Origin of the sequence: Streptomyces sp. NPDC050564 (assembly GCF_044457265.1) — a bacterium.
Classification (GTDB): Bacteria; Actinomycetota; Actinomycetes; order Streptomycetales; family Streptomycetaceae; genus Streptomyces.
The window spans coordinates 1-19,681 of the sequence record NZ_JBITGS010000023.1; the positions used below are offsets into that span (position 1 = coordinate 1).

Annotated in this window: 17 protein-coding genes; 12 read left to right on the forward strand and 5 right to left on the reverse strand. The window is 69.9% G+C overall.

What is annotated here, in order from left to right:
• Positions 1 to 167 precede the first annotated feature (167 nt).
• Both dmpI and ACIBK0_RS31860 read right to left on the reverse strand, forming a co-directional pair.
• Positions 168 to 350: a 4-oxalocrotonate tautomerase DmpI gene (gene dmpI / locus ACIBK0_RS31855; RefSeq protein WP_399087511.1), complete on the reverse strand. Its 183-nt coding sequence runs from the start codon at positions 348 to 350 to the stop codon at positions 168 to 170.
• 104 nt (positions 351 to 454) lie between these two features.
• Positions 455 to 1,330, reverse strand: a complete 876-nt coding sequence (locus ACIBK0_RS31860) for a LysR substrate-binding domain-containing protein (protein ID WP_399087513.1) — start codon at positions 1,328 to 1,330, stop codon at positions 455 to 457.
• Positions 1,331 to 1,395: 65 nt separating this feature from the next.
• Here ACIBK0_RS31860 and ACIBK0_RS31865 point away from each other — a divergent pair, with 65 nt between their 5' ends.
• Positions 1,396 to 2,043: a LysE family translocator gene (locus tag ACIBK0_RS31865; RefSeq protein ID WP_399087515.1), complete on the forward strand. Its 648-nt coding sequence runs from the start codon at positions 1,396 to 1,398 to the stop codon at positions 2,041 to 2,043.
• A 3-nt stretch (positions 2,044 to 2,046) separates the two neighbouring features.
• Here ACIBK0_RS31865 and ACIBK0_RS31870 read toward each other — a convergent pair whose 3' ends face one another.
• The gene (locus tag ACIBK0_RS31870; protein ID WP_399087517.1) at positions 2,047 to 3,189 is read right to left on the reverse strand and encodes a winged helix DNA-binding domain-containing protein; all 1,143 of its coding nucleotides are present in this window, start codon (positions 3,187 to 3,189) and stop codon (positions 2,047 to 2,049) included.
• Between the two features lie 146 nt (positions 3,190 to 3,335).
• On the opposite strand from ACIBK0_RS31870, the gene ACIBK0_RS31875 reads away from it, so the two are divergent.
• The 9 genes from ACIBK0_RS31875 to meaB all read left to right on the forward strand — a co-directional run bounded on the left by ACIBK0_RS31875 (position 3,336) and on the right by meaB (position 15,089).
• Entirely contained in the window at positions 3,336 to 4,532 is a 1,197-nt protein-coding gene (locus tag ACIBK0_RS31875; protein ID WP_399087519.1) for a magnesium and cobalt transport protein CorA, read from the forward strand.
• A 186-nt stretch (positions 4,533 to 4,718) separates the two neighbouring features.
• Positions 4,719 to 4,847 carry a hypothetical protein gene (locus ACIBK0_RS31880; protein WP_399087521.1) on the forward strand — a complete coding sequence of 43 codons (129 nt, stop codon included), beginning with the start codon at positions 4,719 to 4,721 and terminating at the stop codon, positions 4,845 to 4,847.
• A gap of 102 nt (positions 4,848 to 4,949) precedes the next feature.
• Complete coding sequence (locus ACIBK0_RS31885) at positions 4,950 to 5,078, forward strand: hypothetical protein (protein ID WP_399087523.1); 129 nt, start codon at positions 4,950 to 4,952, stop codon at positions 5,076 to 5,078.
• Between the two features lie 482 nt (positions 5,079 to 5,560).
• Positions 5,561 to 6,973: a family 2B encapsulin nanocompartment shell protein gene (locus tag ACIBK0_RS31890; RefSeq protein ID WP_399087525.1), complete on the forward strand. Its 1,413-nt coding sequence runs from the start codon at positions 5,561 to 5,563 to the stop codon at positions 6,971 to 6,973.
• Between the two features lie 105 nt (positions 6,974 to 7,078).
• Complete coding sequence (locus ACIBK0_RS31895; protein WP_399087527.1) at positions 7,079 to 8,389, forward strand: family 2 encapsulin nanocompartment cargo protein terpene cyclase; 1,311 nt, start codon at positions 7,079 to 7,081, stop codon at positions 8,387 to 8,389.
• Between the two features lie 5 nt (positions 8,390 to 8,394).
• Positions 8,395 to 9,297, forward strand: a complete 903-nt coding sequence (locus tag ACIBK0_RS31900; protein ID WP_399087529.1) for a geranyl diphosphate 2-C-methyltransferase — start codon at positions 8,395 to 8,397, stop codon at positions 9,295 to 9,297.
• Between the two features lie 820 nt (positions 9,298 to 10,117).
• On the forward strand, positions 10,118 to 11,926 hold the full coding sequence (locus tag ACIBK0_RS31905; protein ID WP_399087531.1) for a methylmalonyl-CoA mutase family protein: 1,809 nt from the start codon (positions 10,118 to 10,120) through the stop codon (positions 11,924 to 11,926).
• Entirely contained in the window at positions 11,926 to 14,100 is a 2,175-nt protein-coding gene (gene scpA / locus ACIBK0_RS31910) for a methylmalonyl-CoA mutase (RefSeq protein WP_399087533.1), read from the forward strand. The genes ACIBK0_RS31905 and scpA overlap by 1 nt, the downstream gene beginning before the upstream one ends.
• Positions 14,097 to 15,089 (forward strand): methylmalonyl Co-A mutase-associated GTPase MeaB, encoded by a 993-nt coding sequence (meaB, locus tag ACIBK0_RS31915; protein ID WP_399087535.1) that lies wholly within the window; start codon positions 14,097 to 14,099, stop codon positions 15,087 to 15,089. The genes scpA and meaB overlap by 4 nt, the downstream gene beginning before the upstream one ends.
• A gap of 184 nt (positions 15,090 to 15,273) precedes the next feature.
• On the opposite strand, the gene ACIBK0_RS31920 is transcribed toward meaB, so the two are convergent.
• The gene (locus tag ACIBK0_RS31920) at positions 15,274 to 16,500 is read right to left on the reverse strand and encodes an MFS transporter (protein WP_399087537.1); all 1,227 of its coding nucleotides are present in this window, start codon (positions 16,498 to 16,500) and stop codon (positions 15,274 to 15,276) included.
• 149 nt (positions 16,501 to 16,649) lie between these two features.
• Positions 16,650 to 17,609 (reverse strand): LysR family transcriptional regulator, encoded by a 960-nt coding sequence (locus ACIBK0_RS31925; protein WP_399087539.1) that lies wholly within the window; start codon positions 17,607 to 17,609, stop codon positions 16,650 to 16,652.
• A gap of 125 nt (positions 17,610 to 17,734) precedes the next feature.
• Between ACIBK0_RS31925 and ACIBK0_RS31930 the strand changes: the two genes are divergently transcribed.
• Both ACIBK0_RS31930 and ACIBK0_RS31935 read left to right on the forward strand, forming a co-directional pair.
• A complete protein-coding gene (locus ACIBK0_RS31930; protein WP_399087544.1) occupies positions 17,735 to 18,727 on the forward strand; it encodes a fumarylacetoacetate hydrolase family protein in 993 nt (330 codons plus the stop codon).
• The gene (locus tag ACIBK0_RS31935; RefSeq protein WP_399087546.1) at positions 18,706 to 19,680 is read left to right on the forward strand and encodes a cyclase family protein; all 975 of its coding nucleotides are present in this window, start codon (positions 18,706 to 18,708) and stop codon (positions 19,678 to 19,680) included. Before ACIBK0_RS31930 ends, ACIBK0_RS31935 begins: the two co-directional genes overlap by 22 nt.
• Position 19,681: the final 1 nt, after the last annotated feature.

Below are 19,681 nucleotides of genomic sequence, written 5' to 3' on the forward strand. Positions count from 1 at the left end.
CGCGCGGCGGCGGGGGTGGTGTTTGTGTTGTTTCTTCTGTTCTTCCGTCTGTGTTTTTTTGTTGTGGTCGTGGGGGGCCCCCCGCCCCCCGGGGGGGGCCGGGGGGGGGGGGGGCGCCCCCCCCCCCCCCCCCCCCCCCCGCCCCCTATCCATTCCCCCGCTCCCCCCTACTTGTCGGCGGTCAGCTTCCCCGCGCTTCCCCAACTGTCCGCCGGCACCTCGTGGATCCACACCTGCACGGTGTCGGCCGGGATCTTGTACGCGTCGACGAAGGCGTCGGTGACCCGCTTGACGAGATCCCGCTTGAGCTCGACGTCGCGCGGACCCTGCTGAACGGTGACGATGGGCATGGCTGAACTCCCTTGTGTACGGCGGCCCTTGCCGCTCGGTGAGTACGGGAACAGTCCATCGCGCGGGGCGTCACCGACCAAGAAGCAGCCCAAGACGGCAGCGATCAGTTCTCGTGATCACCACAGGCCGCGAGCAGACCGTCCAGATACGGCGTCGGCTCCGAGCCGTGCACGGCAAGCCCTGTTCCGAGCGCCAGCCCCGGCGCCCGGAACGGCACATAGGCGACCCGGGGCGTGTGCAGAACGCGCGCGTGGGACGCGTAGACCACGGTCCACAGCGGCCGGGCACCGATGGTCGCGAGGGTGTCCTGCAAGGAGCCGCTCGTCGGCCCGGGCAGCGGTTCGAACCCGGCGTCGTGACAGGCCCCGACGACCAGGTCGACCAGCGCGGGATTGATACGGCGGGCAGTGATGCTCAGCGGAAGCCCGGCCAGCTCGTCCAGGGCCACCTCGTCCCGCGCCGCCAGGGGGTGCCCGGCGGGGAGCGCGGCCACCAGGGGGTCGGGCCACAGCGGCAGCACCCGCACGCCCGGTGGGTGCTCCCGTGGTGCGGCGCCCCGTACGAACGCCGCGTCGAGCCGCCCGTCCGCGACCCGGGCGAGCCGCTCCTCCGCCGGTAGCGCGACCAGCTCGACCTGGACGCCCGGCTCCCGCTCGGCGAAGGCCGCGAGCACCCGGTCGAGATGCTCGCCGAGGCCGGTACTGGTACCGAGCCGCAGCGCCGCGACGGGGGCGACGGCCGCCCGGGCCCGGTCCGCCGCCACCAGCACCGCCCGCGCCTCGGGCAGCAGTCGTTCCCCCGCGCCGGTGAGCCGCACATGCCGAGGTGAACGGTCGAAGAGCTCCGCGCCCAACTCCCGCTCCAGCCGCCGGATCTGCTGGCTGACGGCCGACTGCACGATGTGCAGCCGTGCGGCCGCCCGGCCGAAGTGCAGCTCCTCGGCGACCGTCACGAAGTAGCTGAGCTGCCGCAATTCCATGGCATGGACTGTAGAGCGCCTTGCGGACCTGCTGTTTCAATGGGCCCTTGTGGGAGGTGATGGACATGGTGTCCACCGACCGTTTCCTCGCCTTCGCGGCGATGTCGTTGCTCGTGATCGTGATCCCGGGCCCGAGCGTGCTGTTCGTCATCGGGCGGGCGCTCGCGCATGGCCGCCGCACCGCCGTGGCGACCGCGCTCGGCAATGTCGTGGGCTCGTACCTGCTGGTCGTTGCGGTCGCCTTCGGGATCGGTTCGCTGGTCGAGCGGTCGGTGACGGTCTACCTGGCGGTGAAGCTGGCCGGTGCGGCGTATCTCGTCTTCCTCGGTGTGCAGGCCTTCCGGCACCGCAAGGAGATGAAGGCCGCCTCGATCCGGGCGGACTCCGCGGCGCCGGCCCGCGGCGATCTCCGTACCGTCCTGGACGGCGCCCTCGTCGGCGTCACCAATCCCAAGGGCGTCGTCTTCTTCGCCGCGGTGCTCCCCCAGTTCGTCGACCACTCCGCCGGTCGACTCCCGCTCCAGATGCTGCTGTTGGGCCTGGTCCCGATCTCCATCGGCCTGGTCACGGACACCCTGTGGGGTCTGACCGCGTCCGCGGCCCGCGCCTGGTTCGCGCGCTCCGACCGACGTCTGTCGCTGATCGGCGGCGCCGGCGGCTTCACGATGATCGGGCTGGGGCTGACGGTGGCGGTGACAGGGCGGGCGGAATGAGGTCTACCTGGAGAGGGCGCCGAAGCGGATGTCGTACGACGACGAGCCCGCCATCACCGTGAGCATCCGTTCGGCCTCCTGAACGACCTCGTCGCGCTGGGCCTTGGCGAGCTTGCCGAACGGCCCGATGGTGAGGACCTCGCCCTCCTGCCGCCATATGCCCGCGAGGAAGCCGTCCACGAGCAGCGTGCAGTACGCGTGGTTGCCCTGCCAGGTGTGCCCCTTGAGGTCGGCCGGAACCACCCGGGAGCGGTCGGCATGGGACAGCAGCAGGTTGTCGAACTCGGGCAGGAAGCGTGGCGGGGCCGGGGTGTCCGCGTCCGGACGGGGCGCGTCTGGGAGGTCGAAGAGCTCGACACCGTTCTCGTCACGGAATGTGATCAGCCGGGGCCGAAGGCGCTCGAAGACCTCACGCAGCCGGGTCAGCCCCGCCCAGGTCTGCATGTCCTTGACGGAGGCGGGCCCGAAGGCGGCGAGGTAACGCAGGACGGTCGCGTCGGGCGCGGGAGCCGGCTCGGCGGGGCGGCCCAGCCAGTGCTCGGCAGTGGTGAGCGCGACCTGGCCGCTGCGCCCCCACAGGCCGCGCGGGGTGACCTGGACGAGCGGCAGCTTGCAGCGGGCCGCGACGGAGAGGGCGAACGGGTCGGCGTCGGGCCACTCGGCGAGCAGCGCCTCGCGCAGCTGCTTCATGGTGCGCGGCTCGGCCTCCACCAGCTCACGGCTGAGCGCGGCGAGCCGGTCCAGGTCGACGCCGGTCAGCCCGTTGCGGAAATTGCCCAGCTCCCGGTCGCGGGCGGCCTGTACGAGCGGGCGCAGGATGAGGGCGTCGTCGGCGGTGTGCGTGTGGATGGTGGAGCGCATGGTGACGATGCGGACGACCTCCCGGTCGGCCATGAGCTGCGACAACGCCTGAGGCGTGAAGCCGTCGAGGCGGGCGGCGAGGGCGTAGTACGGCGGCTTCACGTTCTGCGCCTGCAGACCGAGGAGATGCTCGACGGCGGCCTTCGCGGACAGCGGCGAGCGGCGCAGCAGGAGCTGTCGGGCGAGGGTCGCGCGGTTGAGGGCACTGGTGCCGAGTACGGGGCCGGCGGTCGTGGTCCTCGCGGTCGTCCTGGCGGTCGCGGGCGTCCTGGTCGTCTTTGTCATGCTCCGCACGCTAGCGCCGCTTGCGGACACGTTCTGTCCGCGACTCTCACCGGATCCCGAGGTGACTGGGCACGCTCAGGTCGTTTGCCCCGTATATCCTGCTCCGTGATCAGACAGACGTACGTTCGACATGGGAGGCAGCTGCGATGTCCGAGCGACGCGCCCGCTCAGCCTCGAAGAACACGGGAAACGCGAAGAACACGGGAAACGCGAAGGACGTCAGGAAGCCCGTCTGGCGGCGCGCCCTGAATCCTCCGGCCGCGCCGCCCGCGCAGCCCCCCTCGCCCCGCCCCGACGCACAGGCACCGGAATCCACCGACGTCGCCAGCGTCGTACAGGCGGCCCTGTACCGCGACGGGGTACGCGTCGCGACGCCTTCCTCCCTCTCCGAGACCTTCCGTGAACTGCGCGAGCAGCCGGCCGGTATGGCATGGATCGGTCTGGCCCGTCCGACGGAGGCCGAACTCCTTTCCCTGGCCGCCGAGTTCGACCTGCACCCGCTCGCCGTCGAGGACGCGATGGAGGCGCACCAGCGCCCGAAGCTGGAGCGCTACGGCGACACGCTCTTCGTCGTCCTGAGCGCCGCCCGCTATCTGGACGCGGCCGAGGAGGTCGACTTCGGCGAGCTGCACGTGTTCGTGGGGCCCGACTTCGTGATCACGGTCCGCCACGGGGCGGCACCGGATCTCTCGGCGGTGCGCCGTCGCATGGAGGACACCCCGGAGCTGCTGAAGCTCGGTCCGGAGGCCGTTCTCTACGCGATCCTCGACTCCGTCGTCGACGGCTACGTCCCCGTCGTCTCCGGCGTCCAGAACGACATCGACGAGATCGAGACCGAGGTCTTCCGCGGCGATCCCAAGGTCTCCCGCCGCATCTACGAACTCTCCCGGGAGATGGTCGAGTTCCAGCGGGCCACCCGCCCCCTGGTCGGCATGCTGCACGGCCTGATGGCCGGTTTCGCCAAGTACGGCACCGACGAGGAACTCCAGCGCTATCTCCGCGACGTCGCCGACCACGTCACCCACACCAGCGAACGCGTGGACGGCTTCCGCCAGGCCCTCACCGACATCCTCACCGTCAACGCGACCCTGGTGACCCAGCAACAGAACGCCGAGATGCGCGCGTTGGCGGAGGCGGGCTTCGAACAGAACGAGGAGATCAAGAAGATTTCGAGCTGGGCGGCAATCCTCTTTGCTCCCACACTCGTGGGAACTATTTATGGCATGAACTTTGAGAACATGCCGGAGCTGGGCTGGAGCTTCGGATACCCCTTCGCGATCGGCTTGATGGGGGTAGTTTGTGCCAGTTTGTACGTGATTTTTAAGCGGCGGGACTGGCTCTGAAGGCAAGCGATCGCACTTCCGGTCACTCACCCTGCTCGCTTTCGCATCTTCCGAAAACGGAGCCATGACGCGCTCTGGGGAGTCCCTGGGGAGAAGTGATGCGAGTAATCTCGTCTACCGACCCTCGCCAAGGCTCTGACCAGGCATTTCTCCCTTCAGTGACCGCTGGGGAGAATCCGGGGAGAAATGACTGGCGTTCCCGGGCGCGAACCCGGGGGCAGCCCCTCTCTGCTCCACCTGTTCACCCAGTCCGACTTGGGCGTGGTCACCGCCGCCGCCGTCCGCCTGCTGCCCGTCCCGAGACCCAGCGGATGATTCGCCCCCAGCTTCACCTGGGACCGGCTCCCCGACACCGTCGAGGTGCTGCGGCGCTTTGCGGCGTAGGGCCCGGTCGACGGGGTGATCAAGGTGTAGGACTTGGTGCCCGCGGCCTTCCACGGCGGACTCGCCGGCGAGTTCCTGGCTCACGTGCGCGTGAGCGGCGCCGCCGCGACCAGGCGCCTACGCACAGGGGCCGTGGTCGATCCGGCCTTCGCGGTGCTCTGACTGGCGGATAGAAGCACACGGCAGCGCATATCGAAGCGTCGCCCCAGCCGCACCGTTGCCCCGGCTGAGTCCTGTCGCGTCTCCGATGCGGTGATGCGAGGCACCGGCCGCCCCACACCTGCGGACGGTGGCGGCAGCGGGCGGGCGCCCCCGACTGGCCCGATCACCCAAGGTGGCCTGGATATACGGCACTTCCACGACCCCTCGACTCGTCGGTCCCTCACTGTGGAAGCCGACCGGTCGCTCGTCGGGACACGCCGCCCAACCGGGGCTGAATCCCGTCGGTACCCGGGCAAACATTGCGCGGGCGCGATCATCGCATCGAGTTAATGTCGCGCACTTTCCTTGGTCCACGGGGCGAAGCGGCCATTAGTGTTCACCTGGATCTGGACTGATTTCCCTTCATATACCCCGTTTCCCCCTGTTGTCCGATGACACCCGCATACGTGCCATCACCGCCCTGAACAAGGAGAGCTCGCCCGATGACTGTTGACTCGAGCCCGGAGACGCGACTGGAGCCGCCCCGGCAATCCAGCCTCGGCACGGCGGCCGCCCGCAACCTCGCCACCACCACCAAGTCCGCCCCGCAGATGCAGGAGATCACCTCTCGCTGGCTGCTGCGGATGCTCCCCTGGGTGGAGACCAAGGGCGGGGTCTACCGGGTGAACCGTCGTCTGACCTACACCGTCGGCGACGGGCGCGTGGAGTTCGTCCAGGACGGCGCCGACGTCCGGGTGATCCCCCGTGAGCTCGGTGAACTGGCCCTGCTGCGCGGCTTCGACGACGTGGAGGTACTTACGGCCCTCGCCGATCGGTGCGTCCAACGCGACTTCCGGGCCGGCGAGACGCTGGTGGAACGCGGTGCGCCCGCGGATCGGCTCCACCTGATCGCCCACGGCCGCATCAGCCGGGCCTCCGTCGGCGAGTACGGCGACGAGGTCGCGCTGGACGTACTTGCCGATGGCGACCGGTTCGGGGACAACGCCCTGCTGGACGGGAACGCCCCTTGGGAGCACACCGCCACCGCCGAGACCTCGGGCACCCTGCTCACCCTGTCTCGCGCCGACTTCGAGGCCGTGCTGTCCACGGCGCCGGGCCTGCGGGACCACATCGAACGGTTCACGTCGCTTCCCCGCCAACGGCAGAACCACCGCGGCGAGGCGGAGATCGCGATGTCGGCCGGCCACACCGGCGAGCATGAGCTGCCCGGCGCGTTCGTCGACTACGAACTGAATCCGCGCGAGTACGAACTCTCGGTCGCGCAGACCATTCTGCGGATCCATACAAGGGTCGCGGACCTCTACAACGTGCCGATGAACCAGACCAAGGAGCAACTCAGGCTCACCATCGAGGCGTTGCGCGAGCGCCAGGAGCACGAGCTGGTCAACAACAGGGAGTTCGGCCTGCTCCACAACGCCGACTTCAAGCAGCGCTTCCAGACGCATTCCGGCCCGCCGACCCCGGACGACATGGACGAGCTGCTCTGCCGCCGTCGCGGGTCCAAGTTCTTCCTCGCGCACCCGAAGACCATCGCGGCGATCGGGCGTGGGTTCAACGCCCGCGGGCTCTATCCGGACCACGTCGACCTGGGTGGTCAGCAGGTCCCGGCCTGGCGCGGGGTTCCGATCCTTCCCTGCAACAAGATCCCCATCACGAAGGAGAAGACCAGCTCGATCCTCTGCATGCGTACCGGCGAGGACAACCAGGGTGTCATCGGTCTTCATCAGACAGGCCTGCCGGACGAGTACGAACCGGGCCTGTCGGTTCGCTTCATGGGCGTCAACGAGCAGGCCATCACCTCTTACCTCGTCAGCACCTATTACTCCGCCGCCATCCTCGTGCCGGACGCGGTCGGCGTGCTGGAGAACGTACAGATCGCCCGATGGCCCAGGTAGCGGGCTCGGCCTGCGCGGCATGGTGCGACACCCCGGACCATCCGGGTCGGTCGCGCACACCTGAAAGGCCCCGGGACGGCCGCCCACCCCACGAAGGAGCCATCGATGCCCGCGCCTGACCCGACACCTCCGCAGTCGAGCCTGCCGGCGGCCGCTGCCCACTTCGGGGCGCACGTCCTCGCTGGAGCCGCGGCCCGTGCCTGCGATATCAAAGCCGTCACCGGCGGCCCACCCGGTGCGCCGTCCGTGCCCGCACAGCCTGCGGTTTCCGTGCCCGCACAGCGGTCCCCCGATGCCCCGACAGGCGTGCTGCCCACACCGATCCCCGACCTGGAGCGGATCCTGCGCGGCCCCAGCGGCCTGGGCACGGCGGGCCTGCGCCTGTTCCCGCGGGAGGAGCCGCCGACGCCTTCGGAACCGTCGGCAGCCACGGCGGAAGGCAGAACGATCCCGGGCCTCTACTACCACCAGGTGGCAGAGCCCGACCCGGTGCGGGTCGAAGAGGTCAGCCGGAGGATCAAGTCCTGGGCGCTGGACGAGGTCTCCCTGTATCCCGAGGACTGGGAGGAGCAGTTCGACGGCTTCTCCGTGGGCCGCTACATGGTCGGCTGCCATCCGGACGCACCCACCGTCGACCACCTGATGATCGCCACCCGTCTGATGGTGGCCGAGAACGCGGTGGACGACTGCTACTGCGAGGACCACGGGGGCTCGCCCGACGGCCTCGGCGAACGCCTTCTGCTGGCGCACACCGCACTCGACCCCGTGTACACGACAGACGAGTACCAGGCGCCATGGGCGAAGTCGCTCCATGCGGACGCGCCTCGGCGCGCCTACCGCTCCGCCATGGGCTACTTCAACCAAGCAGCCAGCCCCTCCCAGACCGATCGATTCCGGCACGACATGGCCCGGCTTCACCTGGGGTACCTCGCCGAAGCCGCCTGGGCCCAGATGGACCACGTACCCGAGGTGTGGGAGTACCTGGCGATGCGCCAGTTCAACAACTTCCGCCCCTGTCCGACCATCACCGACACCGTCGGCGGCTACGAGCTGCCGTCGGACCTGCATGCCCAGACCGCCATGCAGAAGGTCATCGCGCTCGCGGGGAACGCGACGACCATCGTGAACGACCTGTACTCGTACACCAAGGAGCTCGACGCTCCCGGGCGGCACCTGAACCTGCCCGTCGTGATCGCCGAACGTGAGGGCCTCTCCGACCGGGACGCCTATCTGAAGTCGGTCGAGGTCCACAACGACCTCATGCACGACTTCGAGAGCAACGCGGCGGCCCTGGCCGTCGATTGCCCCGTCCCGACCGTGCAGCGCTTCCTGCGAGGCGTGGCCGCCTGGGTCGACGGAAACCACCACTGGCACCAGACCAACACCTATCGCTACGGCCTGCCCGACTTCTGGTAGGAAGAATGGACTCATCTGTGACCAGCACGACCAGCACCGAACTCACCGCCACCGGCCACCCTCTGCGCATCCCCGGCCCGTCGACCCCCTACCAGGGAGACATCGCCCGCTACTGGGACGCGGAGGCCAGGCCCGTGAACCTGCGTCTCGGCGATGTCGACGGTCTCTACCACCACCACTACGGCATCGGTGAAGTCGACCACTCCGCACTCGGCGACGCCGAGGACAGCGAGTGCGAGAAGAAGCTGATCGCCGAGCTCCACCGACTGGAGTCGGCGCAGGCCGATTTCCTCCTGGGGCACCTCGGCGACATCGGGCGTGACGACACCCTGGTGGACGCCGGCTGCGGGCGCGGCGGGTCGATGGTGATGGCGCACCAACGCTTCGGATGCAAGGTCGAAGGTGTAACGCTCTCGGCCAAACAGGCCGACTTCGCCAACCGGCGGGCCCACGAACTCCGCATCCAGGACCACGTACACGCCCGCGTCTGCAACATGCTCTCCACGCCCTTCGAGACCGGGCAGGCCGCGGCCTCGTGGAACAACGAGTCGAGCATGTACGTCGACCTGCAGGACCTCTTCGCGGAACACTCCCGCATCCTCGAGGTCGGCGGTCGCTACGTGACCATCACCGGCTGCTGGAACCCGCGGTACGGCCAGCCTTCGAAGTGGGTCTCCCAGATCAACGCGCACTTCGAGTGCAACATCCACTCGCGCCGGGAGTACCTGCGTGCCATGGCCGACAATCGCCTCGTGCCACAGGCCGTCGTCGACCTCACCCCCGCCACTCTGCCCTACTGGGAGCTGCGGGCAACGTCTTCGCTGGTCACGGGAATTGAGGACGCGTTCATCAACTCGTACAAGGATGGGTCCTTCCAGTACCTCCTCATCGCCGCCGACCGAGTCTGACCCTCTGCTGCCGGGGAGGGCCCGTCCCTGACGGAACGGGCCCTCCCCGGTCAGTAACCACATAGATCGTGCACCACCAGCAGACGAGGAACGTTCTTTGTTCGTACAGTCCGAAGCAAACAGGGTGTGGCGGGCAGTGGGCCACATGCGCCAGGCGAGGTCGGCCAGGGTGTCGCCGATCCGCTCGGCGAGCACGCCGTCGTCAGGGGCCAAGTGGCGCGGGGTGACCCAGTACACCGGCTCCGGCGAATCGGGACGGGAAGGATCGCTGGGATGGTGCGAGTACCGAGGCGCCTCTGTGCGCTCGGGATCGGTTACTGACCGTCGTTGACCTGGGGTTTCGGGAGGTCGTCCACCGCCTGGGACGGCGCCTCTTCTCCCGGCTCAAGGAAGGGCGGACAGCCTTCGAATCAGGCCATCCCTGAGTGCTGCGGCCGGTCCGCTCTTCGTCGCTCCGTCCCGGCGGCGTAAGGCCAACTTCCGTACGCCTGGCACGTTTCGGCAAGTTCCTCGCTTCACGGCACAGCCGCGGGCAAGCTCTGACACAGCAGGGCCGGCCGGACGCGGACAGCACGGCGCTGAACTCCTTCCGGTGCCTGGGCCGGCGCCGGACCGTGTTGCCTGCGCCCGGTACGCGGCCCGGGCCGGTCGTCTTCCTCGCCGAGTGGCATCCGGCCCTCGTCGACGTGCGCGTACTGTCGTAGTACGTGACCTGCGCGGACTTCAAGGCCGAACGAGGGCCAGGTCACATCCTCGGAGAGGGCAAGGTCACAGCCCTGCCCTCTGCTGCTCCTTTGCGCCTCTGGCCTAGCATCTGAGCATGACGGTCCTGCCTGACGACGGGCTTGAACTGGCCGGCGAGTTCCCTGATGTGACCCACGAGCAGTGGCAGCGCCTTGTTGCGGGCGTGCTGCGCAAGTCGGGCAAGGACGTCGAGGGTGCTCAGGCCGAGGAAGCCCTGTCCACCGCGCTGGAGGACGGGCTGCGCACCCGCCCCCTGTACACCGCGCACGACAGCGCGCCCGAGCCGGGCTTCCCGGGGCTCGCGCCCTTCGTGCGCGGCAGCCGAGCCGAGGGGAACACTGTCGGCGGCTGGGACGTGCGCCAACGGCACACGACGGCCGATGGCGCCGGGGTGCTCGCGGACCTGGAGAACGGGGTCACCTCCCTGTGGCTCGTCGTCGGCGAGGCGGGCATTCCTGTGTCGTCGCTCGGCCAGGCCCTCGACGGCGTCCATCTCGACCTGGCCCCCGTCGTCCTCGACGCCGGGCATGAAGTGGAGCCTTCGGCTCGCGAGCTGCTGCGGCTGTACGAGGAGCGGGGCGTCGCCCAGGACGCGGCGCGCGGCAACCTGGGCGCGGATCCGCTCGGTCACGAGGCCCGTACCGGACAGGCCCTCGACTTCGCGTCGGCGGCCGGCCTCGCGCGGCTGTGCGCCGAGGAGTACCCCGGACTGCGGGCGCTGACGGTGGACGCGCTGTCGTACCACGAGGCCGGCGGCTCGGCCGCCCAGGAACTGGGCTGCTCGCTGGCGACCGGGGTCGCGTATCTGCGGGAGCTGACCGAGGCCGGGCTGAGCGTCGGACAGGCGTGTGCGCAGCTGGAGTTCCGGTATGCGGCGACCGCCGACCAGTTCTTGACGATCGCCAAGCTGCGGGCCGCGCGCCGGCTGTGGGCCCGGGTGGCCGAGGTCTGCGGAGCGCCGGGCGCGGGGGCACAGCTCCAGCACGTCGTGACCTCGCCGGTGATGATGTCGCGGCGCGACCCGTGGGTGAACATGCTGCGCACGACCATCGCCGCACTGGCCGCCGGGGCGGGCGGAGCCGACTCGGTCACCGTGCTGCCCTTCGACCACACGCTCGGGCTGCCGGACGCGTTCGCGCGGCGCATCGCCCGCAACACCTCGACGATCCTCATCGAGGAGTCGCACCTGTCCCGGGTGATCGACCCGGCGGGCGGTGCCTGGTACGTGGAACGGCTGACGGACGAACTCGCCCACTCGGGCTGGGAGTTCTTCCAGCGGATCGAGCGGCTCGGCGGGCAGGCGGCCGCTCTGCGCTCGGGACAGCTCGGGGAGGACCTGGCCGGCACCTGGCAGGCACGCAGCAGCAAGCTCGCCAAGCGGCGCGAACCCGTCACCGGCGTCAGCGAGTTCCCGCACCTGGCGGAGAAGCCGGTGGTCCGCGAGAGCGCGCCCGAGCCGCCGTCCGGCGGGCTGCCGCGTGTGCGGCGCGACGAGGCGTTCGAGGCGCTGCGCGCCCGCTCCGACGCCCACCTCGCGGCGACCGGCTCCCGGCCGCGCGTCCTGCTTGCCACGATCGGTCCGGCCGCCGCCCACACCGCGCGGGCGACCTTCGCCTCGAACCTCTTCCAGGCGGGCGGCATCGAGCCGGTCACCGCGGGCACGTTCGAGGAGAGCGGTGCCACGGAGGTCTGCCTGTGCTCCAGCGACGCGCTGTACGAGGAGCAGGCGGAGACCGTGGCCGCCGATCTGAGGTCGGCGGGTGCCTCGCATGTGTTCCTCGCGGGTCGTCCCGGTCAGTACGCCGGTGTCGACTCGTACGTCTTCGCGGGCTGCGACGCCGTGGCCGTGTTGTCCGCCGCCCTTGACCGCATGGGAGTGTCCTGATGAAAATCCCCGACTTCTCCGGGATCGAGCTGGGGACCCCGAGCGTCGGCGGCGGCGCCGACGAGTGGCGGACGGCCGTGAAGAAGGCGGCGGGCGGGGACGACCTGCTCTGGGAGACCCCGGAGGGCATCCCGGTCAAGCCGCTCTACACCGGGCAGGACCTGGAGGGCCTGGACTTCCTGGGCACCTACCCGGGCGTCGCCCCGTATCTGCGCGGTCCCTACCCGACGATGTACGTCAACCAGCCCTGGACGATCCGCCAGTACGCGGGCTTCTCGACCGCCGAGGAGTCCAACGCGTTCTACCGACGCAATCTCGCGGCCGGCCAGAAGGGCCTGTCGGTCGCCTTCGACCTGCCCACCCACCGTGGCTACGACAGCGACCACCCGCGCGTGACCGGTGACGTCGGCATGGCGGGCGTGGCGATCGACTCGATTCTGGACATGCGGCAGCTGTTCGACGGCATCCCGCTGGACAGGATGACCGTGTCGATGACGATGAACGGCGCCGTGCTGCCGGTGCTCGCGCTCTACATCGTCGCCGCCGAGGAACAGGGCGTACCGCCCGAGAAGTTGGCCGGGACCATCCAGAACGACATCCTCAAGGAGTTCATGGTCCGCAACACCTATATCTATCCGCCGAAGCCGTCGATGCGGATCATCTCCGACATCTTCGCCTTCACCTCGCAGCGGATGCCCCGCTACAACTCCATCTCCATCTCCGGCTACCACATCCAGGAGGCGGGCGCGACCGCCGACCTGGAGCTGGCCTACACCCTCGCGGACGGGGTGGAGTACATCCGGGCGGGCCGTGAAGCCGGTCTGGACGTGGACGCGTTCGCACCCCGGCTCTCCTTCTTCTGGGCGATCGGCATGAACTTCTTCATGGAGATCGCCAAGCTGCGGGCGGCCCGGCTGCTGTGGGCGAAGCTCGTGAAGCAGTTCGACCCCAAGAACGCCAAGTCCCTCTCCCTGCGCACCCATTCGCAGACCTCCGGCTGGTCGCTGACGGCGCAGGACGTGTTCAACAACGTGACCCGTACGTGCGTGGAGGCCATGGCGGCCACCCAGGGCCACACCCAGTCGCTGCACACCAACGCGCTGGACGAGGCGCTCGCCCTGCCCACCGACTTCTCGGCGCGCATCGCCCGCAACACGCAGCTGCTGATCCAGCAGGAGTCCGGCACCACCCGGGTCATCGACCCGTGGGGCGGCAGCGCCTACGTCGAGAAGCTGACCTACGACCTCGCCCGCCGGGCCTGGCAGCACATCCAGGAGGTCGAGGCTGCGGGCGGCATGGCCAAGGCCATCGACGCGGGCATCCCCAAGCTGCGCATCGAGGAGGCCGCGGCCCGTACCCAGGCGCGCATCGACTCCGGGCGCCAGCCGGTCATCGGCGTCAACAAGTACCGCGTCGACAGCGACGAGCAGATCGAGGTCCTCAAGGTCGACAACTCCTCCGTACGCGCCCAGCAGATCGAGAAGCTGCGGCGGCTGCGCGAGGAACGGGACGAGCGGGCGTGCCAGGACTCGCTCGACGCGCTCACCCGGGCGGCCGGAGGCGACGGCAACCTGCTGGAACTGGCGGTGAACGCCGCTCGCGCCAAGGCCACCGTCGGCGAGATCTCCGACGCCCTGGAGAAGGTCTACGGCCGGCACGCGAGCCAGATCCGTACGATCTCCGGCGTGTACCGCAACGAAGCAGGCGAGTCCCCGTCCGTGGCGCGCACCCGCACCCTGGTGTCCGCTTTCGCGGAGGCCGAGGGCCGCCGCCCCCGCATCCTGGTCGCCAAGATGGGCCAGGACGGCCACGACCGCGGCCAGAAGGTCATCGCCACCGCCTTCGCGGACCTCGGCTTCGACGTGGACGTCGGCCCGCTGTTCCAGACCCCGGCCGAGGTGGCACGTCAGGCCGTCGAGGCGGATGTGCACATCGTCGGGGTCTCCTCGCTGGCCGCCGGGCATCTCACCCTCGTACCGGCGCTGCGCGAGCAGCTCGCGGAGGAGGGACGCGAGGACATCATGATCGTGGTCGGTGGGGTGATTCCGCCGCAGGACGTGCCCACGCTCCTGGACATGGGTGCGGCGGCCGTCTTCCCGCCCGGGACGGTGATCCCGGACGCCGCCCACGATCTGGTGGCACGGCTGTCGGCCGGCCTCGGGCACGACCTGTGATCGATGTCGACGTCTATGTGAAGGGCGTCCTTGACGGGAAGCGGGCCCTCATCGCCCGCGCCATCACCCTCGTCGAGTCCACCCGTCCCCAACACCGGGCGCTCGCACAGGAGTTGCTGACCGAGCTGCTTCCGCACAGCGGCCGGGCGCGGCGGATCGGTGTCAGCGGGGTGCCCGGCGTGGGCAAGTCGACGTTCATCGACGCGTTCGGCACCCTGCTGACCGAGCTCGGACACCGGGTCGCGGTGCTCGCCGTCGACCCCTCCTCCAGCCGCACAGGCGGATCGATCCTCGGTGACAAGACCCGCATGGAACGCCTGGCCGTCGACCCGGCGGCCTTCGTCCGCCCCTCTCCCACCGCGGGCACGCTGGGCGGGGTCGCCAAGGCGACCCGCGAGTCGATCGTGGTGATGGAGGCGGCCGGCTACGACGTCGTCCTCGTGGAGACCGTCGGCGTCGGCCAGTCCGAGACCGCGGTCGCGAACATGGTCGACTCCTTTCTGCTCCTCACCCTCGCCCGCACCGGCGACCAGTTGCAGGGCATCAAGAAGGGTGTCCTGGAGCTGGCGGACGTGATCGCCGTCAACAAGGCGGACGGCCCGCACGAGCGCGACGCCCGCGCGGCGGCACGGGAGTTGGCGGGCGCGCTGCGGCTGATGCACGGCAGGGACGCGGTCTGGACCCCGCCCGTGCTGAGCTGCAGTGCGCGAGAGTCGACCGGCCTGGACACCGTCTGGGAACGTCTGGAACAGCACCGTACGCTGCTGGATTCGACCGGGCGCCTTGCTGCCAAGCGCCGTGACCAGCAGGTCGACTGGACCTGGAGCATGGTCCGTGACGAACTCCTGGGGCGCCTGCACGCCGACCCGGCGGTGCGGGCCCTCGCGCCCGCCCTCGAACAGCAGGTCAGGGACGGCGGCTTGACGGCCACACTGGCCGCCGAGCGCATTCTGGGGGTGCTCGGAAGCCGCGACGCGGACCCTTCCTGAGCAGACCGCCACGCACCTGGTCACGGGGCGGGTTCCGCTGGTCACGGGGCGGGTTCCGCCGTCGGCATCCCCACCGGCACCGTCGGCCTGGTCTCCACCCAACTCGGCCTGGAGTGGGGTCCGCGACATAAGCCGCAGCGCCACCGCCATCGCCGACCTCACGGCACCCCGGTCCCCCCACCACCTACGGCCGCGGGATCTCCTCCGCGAGGGACACCCGTCGACGGGCCCACAGCAGCCCGGCTGCCGTCAGGGCCGAGGCGAGGCCCAGCAGACCGACGGCGCCGGACAGGCTCCCGACCGCCGACTCGGCGGCGATCAGCACGAGCGGGCAGACGAACTCGCCCGCGAAGAACGCCGCCGTCCACAGACCGGTGCCGCGCCCGCGGTCGGCGTACTCCAGCCGGGACAGCGCGACGGTGAGCAGGGAGGGCAACAGGACGCCGCAGCCCAGGCAGTTGAGCACCGCGCCGACGACCAGGAGTACGGGGTCGCCGGACAGGCCCATCACCACGAATCCGGCCCCGCACAGAGCGAAGACCGCGGGCAGTCGGCCCCCGGATTCGCCGCGCAGCCTGGTGAAGGTGACCGAGCCGGCCACGGTGGCAGCGCTGGCGAGGGCCGTAGCCAGGCCGATGACACCGGTCGACGTGACGCCCAAGTCGTCCAGCAGGTAGGACATTTCAACCGGTACGGCGTAGAAGACGGTGCCGCCGAACATGGTCAGCGCGCACAGCCCTGCCAGGCGTCGCACGGGGAACGGCCGTGCCTCGGCGGCGGATACGGAGTCCACAGGTGCGCCACCGGACCGGGGCTTGGGCAGCGCGGCGGCCATCGCCGGGGCCAGCAGCAGGCCGACGGCGTAGATCCAGAAGGGCGCGCGCCAGCCCGCCGAGCCGAGCGCGCCGCCGAGCACGAAGAACGCGGTGGCGGCGGCGGAGGCGCACATCGTCTGCAGGGCGAGATAGCGATCCCGTACCCGGCCCGTGTAGTAGTCGCCGATCAGCGTGGTGCAGCAGGTCATGATGGCGGCCTCGCTGATGCCGACCAGCACCCGGCTGGCCACGATCGCGCCGAGCGAGTCGAGCCAGAGCGGCGCGGTGCCGAACACCGCGTACAGCACGGTCGCGACGATCAACAGGCGTGTGCGTCCCAGGCGGTCGACTATGACGCCGGCGAACGGGGCCAGCAGGGCGAGTGCGAGCGCGGGGATGGTCAGGACGACGGGGACGAGGGTCTTGGCACCGGGGACCGAGTCGAAGTGGTCCTGCATCTTGGGCAGTACGGGGGCGATGAGGACGGCACCGAGGACGGGCAGACAACTGCCGGCCATGAGGAGCGTGGCAGGCAGGCGGCCCCCGTCGGGAACGGTGTCGGGGTCGAGCGCGGGCAGGGGAACGGATCCGGGCATACGGAGCTCCACGAGCGGTGGCAGAGGGTGCCGAGCCGTACCTGCCGTGGCCGTGCCACGCCGTGGGGACCCGCACACCCGAGGGGACTGCGCCCGGAACAGCGGGCGTCAGGAACTGACCCGACTATGAGCGAGCCCGCACCCGGCGCCTAGCCCTCACGCGATCGATCTCCCGGATCACCTTCATCCGCCCCGTGGATGACCTGCCCGTTCACCGAAGCGGCGACTCGCGCGGCCGTCTCCCGCAACCAGATGTGCGCGGCGTCGTGGGTGTGGACCGGATGCCACCACAGCGCCTCCCGGAGCGGTACGGCGTCGTAGGGGGCCTTCATGATCCGTACGGGGGCGAGGCCGCGCAGCCGCTCGGCGAGCAGTTCCTGGATGAGAGCGATGCGCCGCGTGCCGGCCACCATGAACGGCAGCACCTGGAAGCTGTCGACGGATACCTCGACCCTCGGCTCGATGCCGAGCATGCCCAGTTGGCGCACGGCCGGGGAATCGTACGTGCGCAGGTAGGTCACCCACGGCAGCCGTGCCAGGTCGTCCCGGGTGAGGTGGTCGCCCACCTCGGGGTTGTCGTCGGCCACCAGGAAGACCCACTGGTCCTGATAGAGCTCGGTGGCGGGGAAGTCGCTGATGATGCCGTGCGGCATGAGCAGGCCGTCGCTCGTGCTGAGCACTGTGCCGGTCGCCTCGATGATGCCGGTCGGGGTCTGGGTGAAGCGCAGCCGGATGCCCGGTGCCTCCCGGTGGAGGGTGCGGGCGAGTTGGGCGCCGAAGACGGCGACCGCGTAGTCGGAGGCCATGATCGTGAACTCGCGGGACTCCGTGGCGGGGTCGAAGTCGGCCTGGCTGGTGAAGAGGCGTTCCAGCAGGTCGCAGGCGGTCGAGGTGCGGTCGAGGAGGACCTGGCCGAGGGCGGTCAGCTCGTAGTGGCCGCCGATGCGGGAGAGCAGGTCGTCATCGAAGTGGCGCCGGAGCCGGGCGAGGGCGGCGCTCATCGCCGGCTGGCTGAGGCCGATCCGCCTGCCCGCGCGGGTGACGTTGCGCTCCTCCAGGAGCGCGCGCAGGGCGACGACGAGGTTGAGGTCGAGGCTGGCCAGGTTCACGGCGTGCTCCCAGGGCACAGAGGCGGGCATCAACGGGCTGGATGATCCGCATCCACAGAATCGATTTCCCGGATTACGAGGTGCGGGGCCAGATTAGTCACACCGCAATCAGGAGGACATCCCCCGTGAAACCCGCAGCCCCTTCCGCGTCCTTCTCCGGACCCTTCGCCCTCGGCACCGTCTCCGTCCCCGGCCAGGAGCCCTTCCCTGGTCTCGTGGTCCCGGAGGGCAGCGTGCTGAACCTTCGTACGGCTATCGGCGAGCCCGCTCTGACCGCGCGTGCGATCTTCGAGCGCTGGGAGGAACTGCTTCCCCGCCTGCACGCACTGGCAACCGTCACGACCGGCGACCGGCTCCCGCTCGACGGCCTGCACATCCACGCACCCGTCGAGCCCCGCCAGGTCTTCCAGTCCGGCGCCAACTACCGGCAGCACGTGATCGACCTGGAGGTCGCCCACCGCTCCCCCGACGACCCTCGCACGGTCGAAGAGGCGCGCGCGGAGATCGCCGAGATCATGGACCGGCGGGCGGCCGAGGACCTGCCCTACGTCTTCATCGGTCTGCCGAGCGCGATCGCGGGCCCGTACGACGACGTCGTACTCCCCGACTGGGCCGAAAAGCCCGATTGGGAACTGGAGTTGGCGGCTGTCATCGCGGCACCCGCCTACCGGGTCTCTGTGGCGGAAGCGCTGAACTACGTGGCCGGCTACACGATCGCCAACGACCTCACCGACCGCGCCACCGTCTTCCGCCGGGACATGCCGGCCATCGGCACCGACTGGCTGCGCAGCAAGAACGCACCCGGCTTCACCCCGCTCGGCCCGTGGATCGTTCCGGCGGAGTCGATCGCGGACCCGGGCGACCTGCGGGTCACGCTGAAGCTGAACGGCGAGACCATGCAGGACGAGTCCACCAAGGACATGATCTTCAGCGTCGCGCGAATGGTGTCGTACGCCTCACAGACCGCGCAACTCCTGCCCGGCGACCTGGTGTTGACGGGCTCCCCGGCCGGCAACGGCATGCACTGGGGGCGGCTGCTGCGCGACGGTGACGTGATGGACGGCTCGATCACGGGACTGGGCGCACAGCGCACGCGATGTGTCGGGGAGGACGCGTGAACCGCGAGGACCCCGAGGCCGCGATCGCCGATGCCGCCAAGTCCTTTTCCAACTGGGGGCGTTGGGGAGCCGACGACGTGCTCGGCACACTCAACTTCCTCGACGAGGGCAAGCGCCGCGAGGGCGCGGCCCTCGTCCGGCGGGGCGTGAGCTTCTCGCTCTCCCAGCGGTTCGACATGAACGGACCGCAGAAGGGCTGGCGGCGCCGCACCAACCCCGTGCACACCATGCTCGACACCGGCACCGACGCGGCCCTCGGAAACCAGGGCTTCCCGCACGGCATCGGCGGCGCCGACGACGTGATCAGCATGCCGCTGCAGTGCTCCACCCAGTGGGACGGGCTCGGGCACATCTTCGACCACGGCAAGGCCTGGAACGGACGTGACGCCGCGAGGACCGTCACCTCCGACGGCGACCTGGTCACGGGCATCGAACACATGGCGTCGTACGTCGCCGGGCGGGGCGTACTCCTCGACGTAGGCCAAGTCATCGGCGATGAAGGTGAGTTGCCCGACGGATTCGCCGTCAGCGAGGAGCACCTGACCACGACCGCCGAAGCCCACGGGGTGGCCGTGGGCCGGGGCGACATCGTCGTCGTACGCACCGGGCGGCTGGCCCGGGCCCGTCGCGAGGGCTGGGGCGACTACGCGGGCGGCGACTCGCCCGGACTGTCCTTCACCACGGCCGGCTGGCTGCACCGCACCGAGATCGCCGCGATCGCCACCGACACCTGGGGCTTCGAGGTACGGCCGAACGAGTTCGAGCACGCCTTCCAGCCGCTGCACCAGGTCGCCATCCCCCACATCGGCCTCCTCATCGGCGAGATGTGGGACCTGGACGCGCTCGCCGCCGACTGCGCGCGGGACGGCGTGTACGAGTTCTGGCTCACCGCCGCACCTCTGCCCATCACCGGAGCCGTCGGCTCCCCGGTCAATCCGATTGCCGTCAAGTGAC

What these genes read in the sequence shown, in the direction of transcription:
- dmpI (WP_399087511.1), bottom strand. Translation starts at nt 350, where the DNA reads ATGCCCATCGTCACCGTTCAGCAGGGTCCGCGCGACGTCGAGCTCAAG.
- ACIBK0_RS31860 (WP_399087513.1), bottom strand. Translation starts at nt 1,330, where the DNA reads ATGGAATTGCGGCAGCTCAGCTACTTCGTGACGGTCGCCGAGGAGCTG.
- ACIBK0_RS31865 (WP_399087515.1), top strand. Translation starts at nt 1,396, where the DNA reads ATGGTGTCCACCGACCGTTTCCTCGCCTTCGCGGCGATGTCGTTGCTC.
- ACIBK0_RS31870 (WP_399087517.1), bottom strand. Translation starts at nt 3,189, where the DNA reads ATGACAAAGACGACCAGGACGCCCGCGACCGCCAGGACGACCGCGAGG.
- ACIBK0_RS31875 (WP_399087519.1), top strand. Translation starts at nt 3,336, where the DNA reads ATGTCCGAGCGACGCGCCCGCTCAGCCTCGAAGAACACGGGAAACGCG.
- ACIBK0_RS31880 (WP_399087521.1), top strand. Translation starts at nt 4,719, where the DNA reads ATGACTGGCGTTCCCGGGCGCGAACCCGGGGGCAGCCCCTCTCTGCTC.
- ACIBK0_RS31890 (WP_399087525.1), top strand. Translation starts at nt 5,561, where the DNA reads ATGACTGTTGACTCGAGCCCGGAGACGCGACTGGAGCCGCCCCGGCAA.
- ACIBK0_RS31895 (WP_399087527.1), top strand. Translation starts at nt 7,079, where the DNA reads ATGCCCGCGCCTGACCCGACACCTCCGCAGTCGAGCCTGCCGGCGGCC.
- ACIBK0_RS31900 (WP_399087529.1), top strand. Translation starts at nt 8,395, where the DNA reads ATGGACTCATCTGTGACCAGCACGACCAGCACCGAACTCACCGCCACC.
- ACIBK0_RS31905 (WP_399087531.1), top strand. Translation starts at nt 10,118, where the DNA reads ATGACGGTCCTGCCTGACGACGGGCTTGAACTGGCCGGCGAGTTCCCT.
- scpA (WP_399087533.1), top strand. Translation starts at nt 11,926, where the DNA reads ATGAAAATCCCCGACTTCTCCGGGATCGAGCTGGGGACCCCGAGCGTC.
- ACIBK0_RS31920 (WP_399087537.1), bottom strand. Translation starts at nt 16,500, where the DNA reads ATGCCCGGATCCGTTCCCCTGCCCGCGCTCGACCCCGACACCGTTCCC.
- ACIBK0_RS31935 (WP_399087546.1), top strand. Translation starts at nt 18,706, where the DNA reads ATGTGTCGGGGAGGACGCGTGAACCGCGAGGACCCCGAGGCCGCGATC.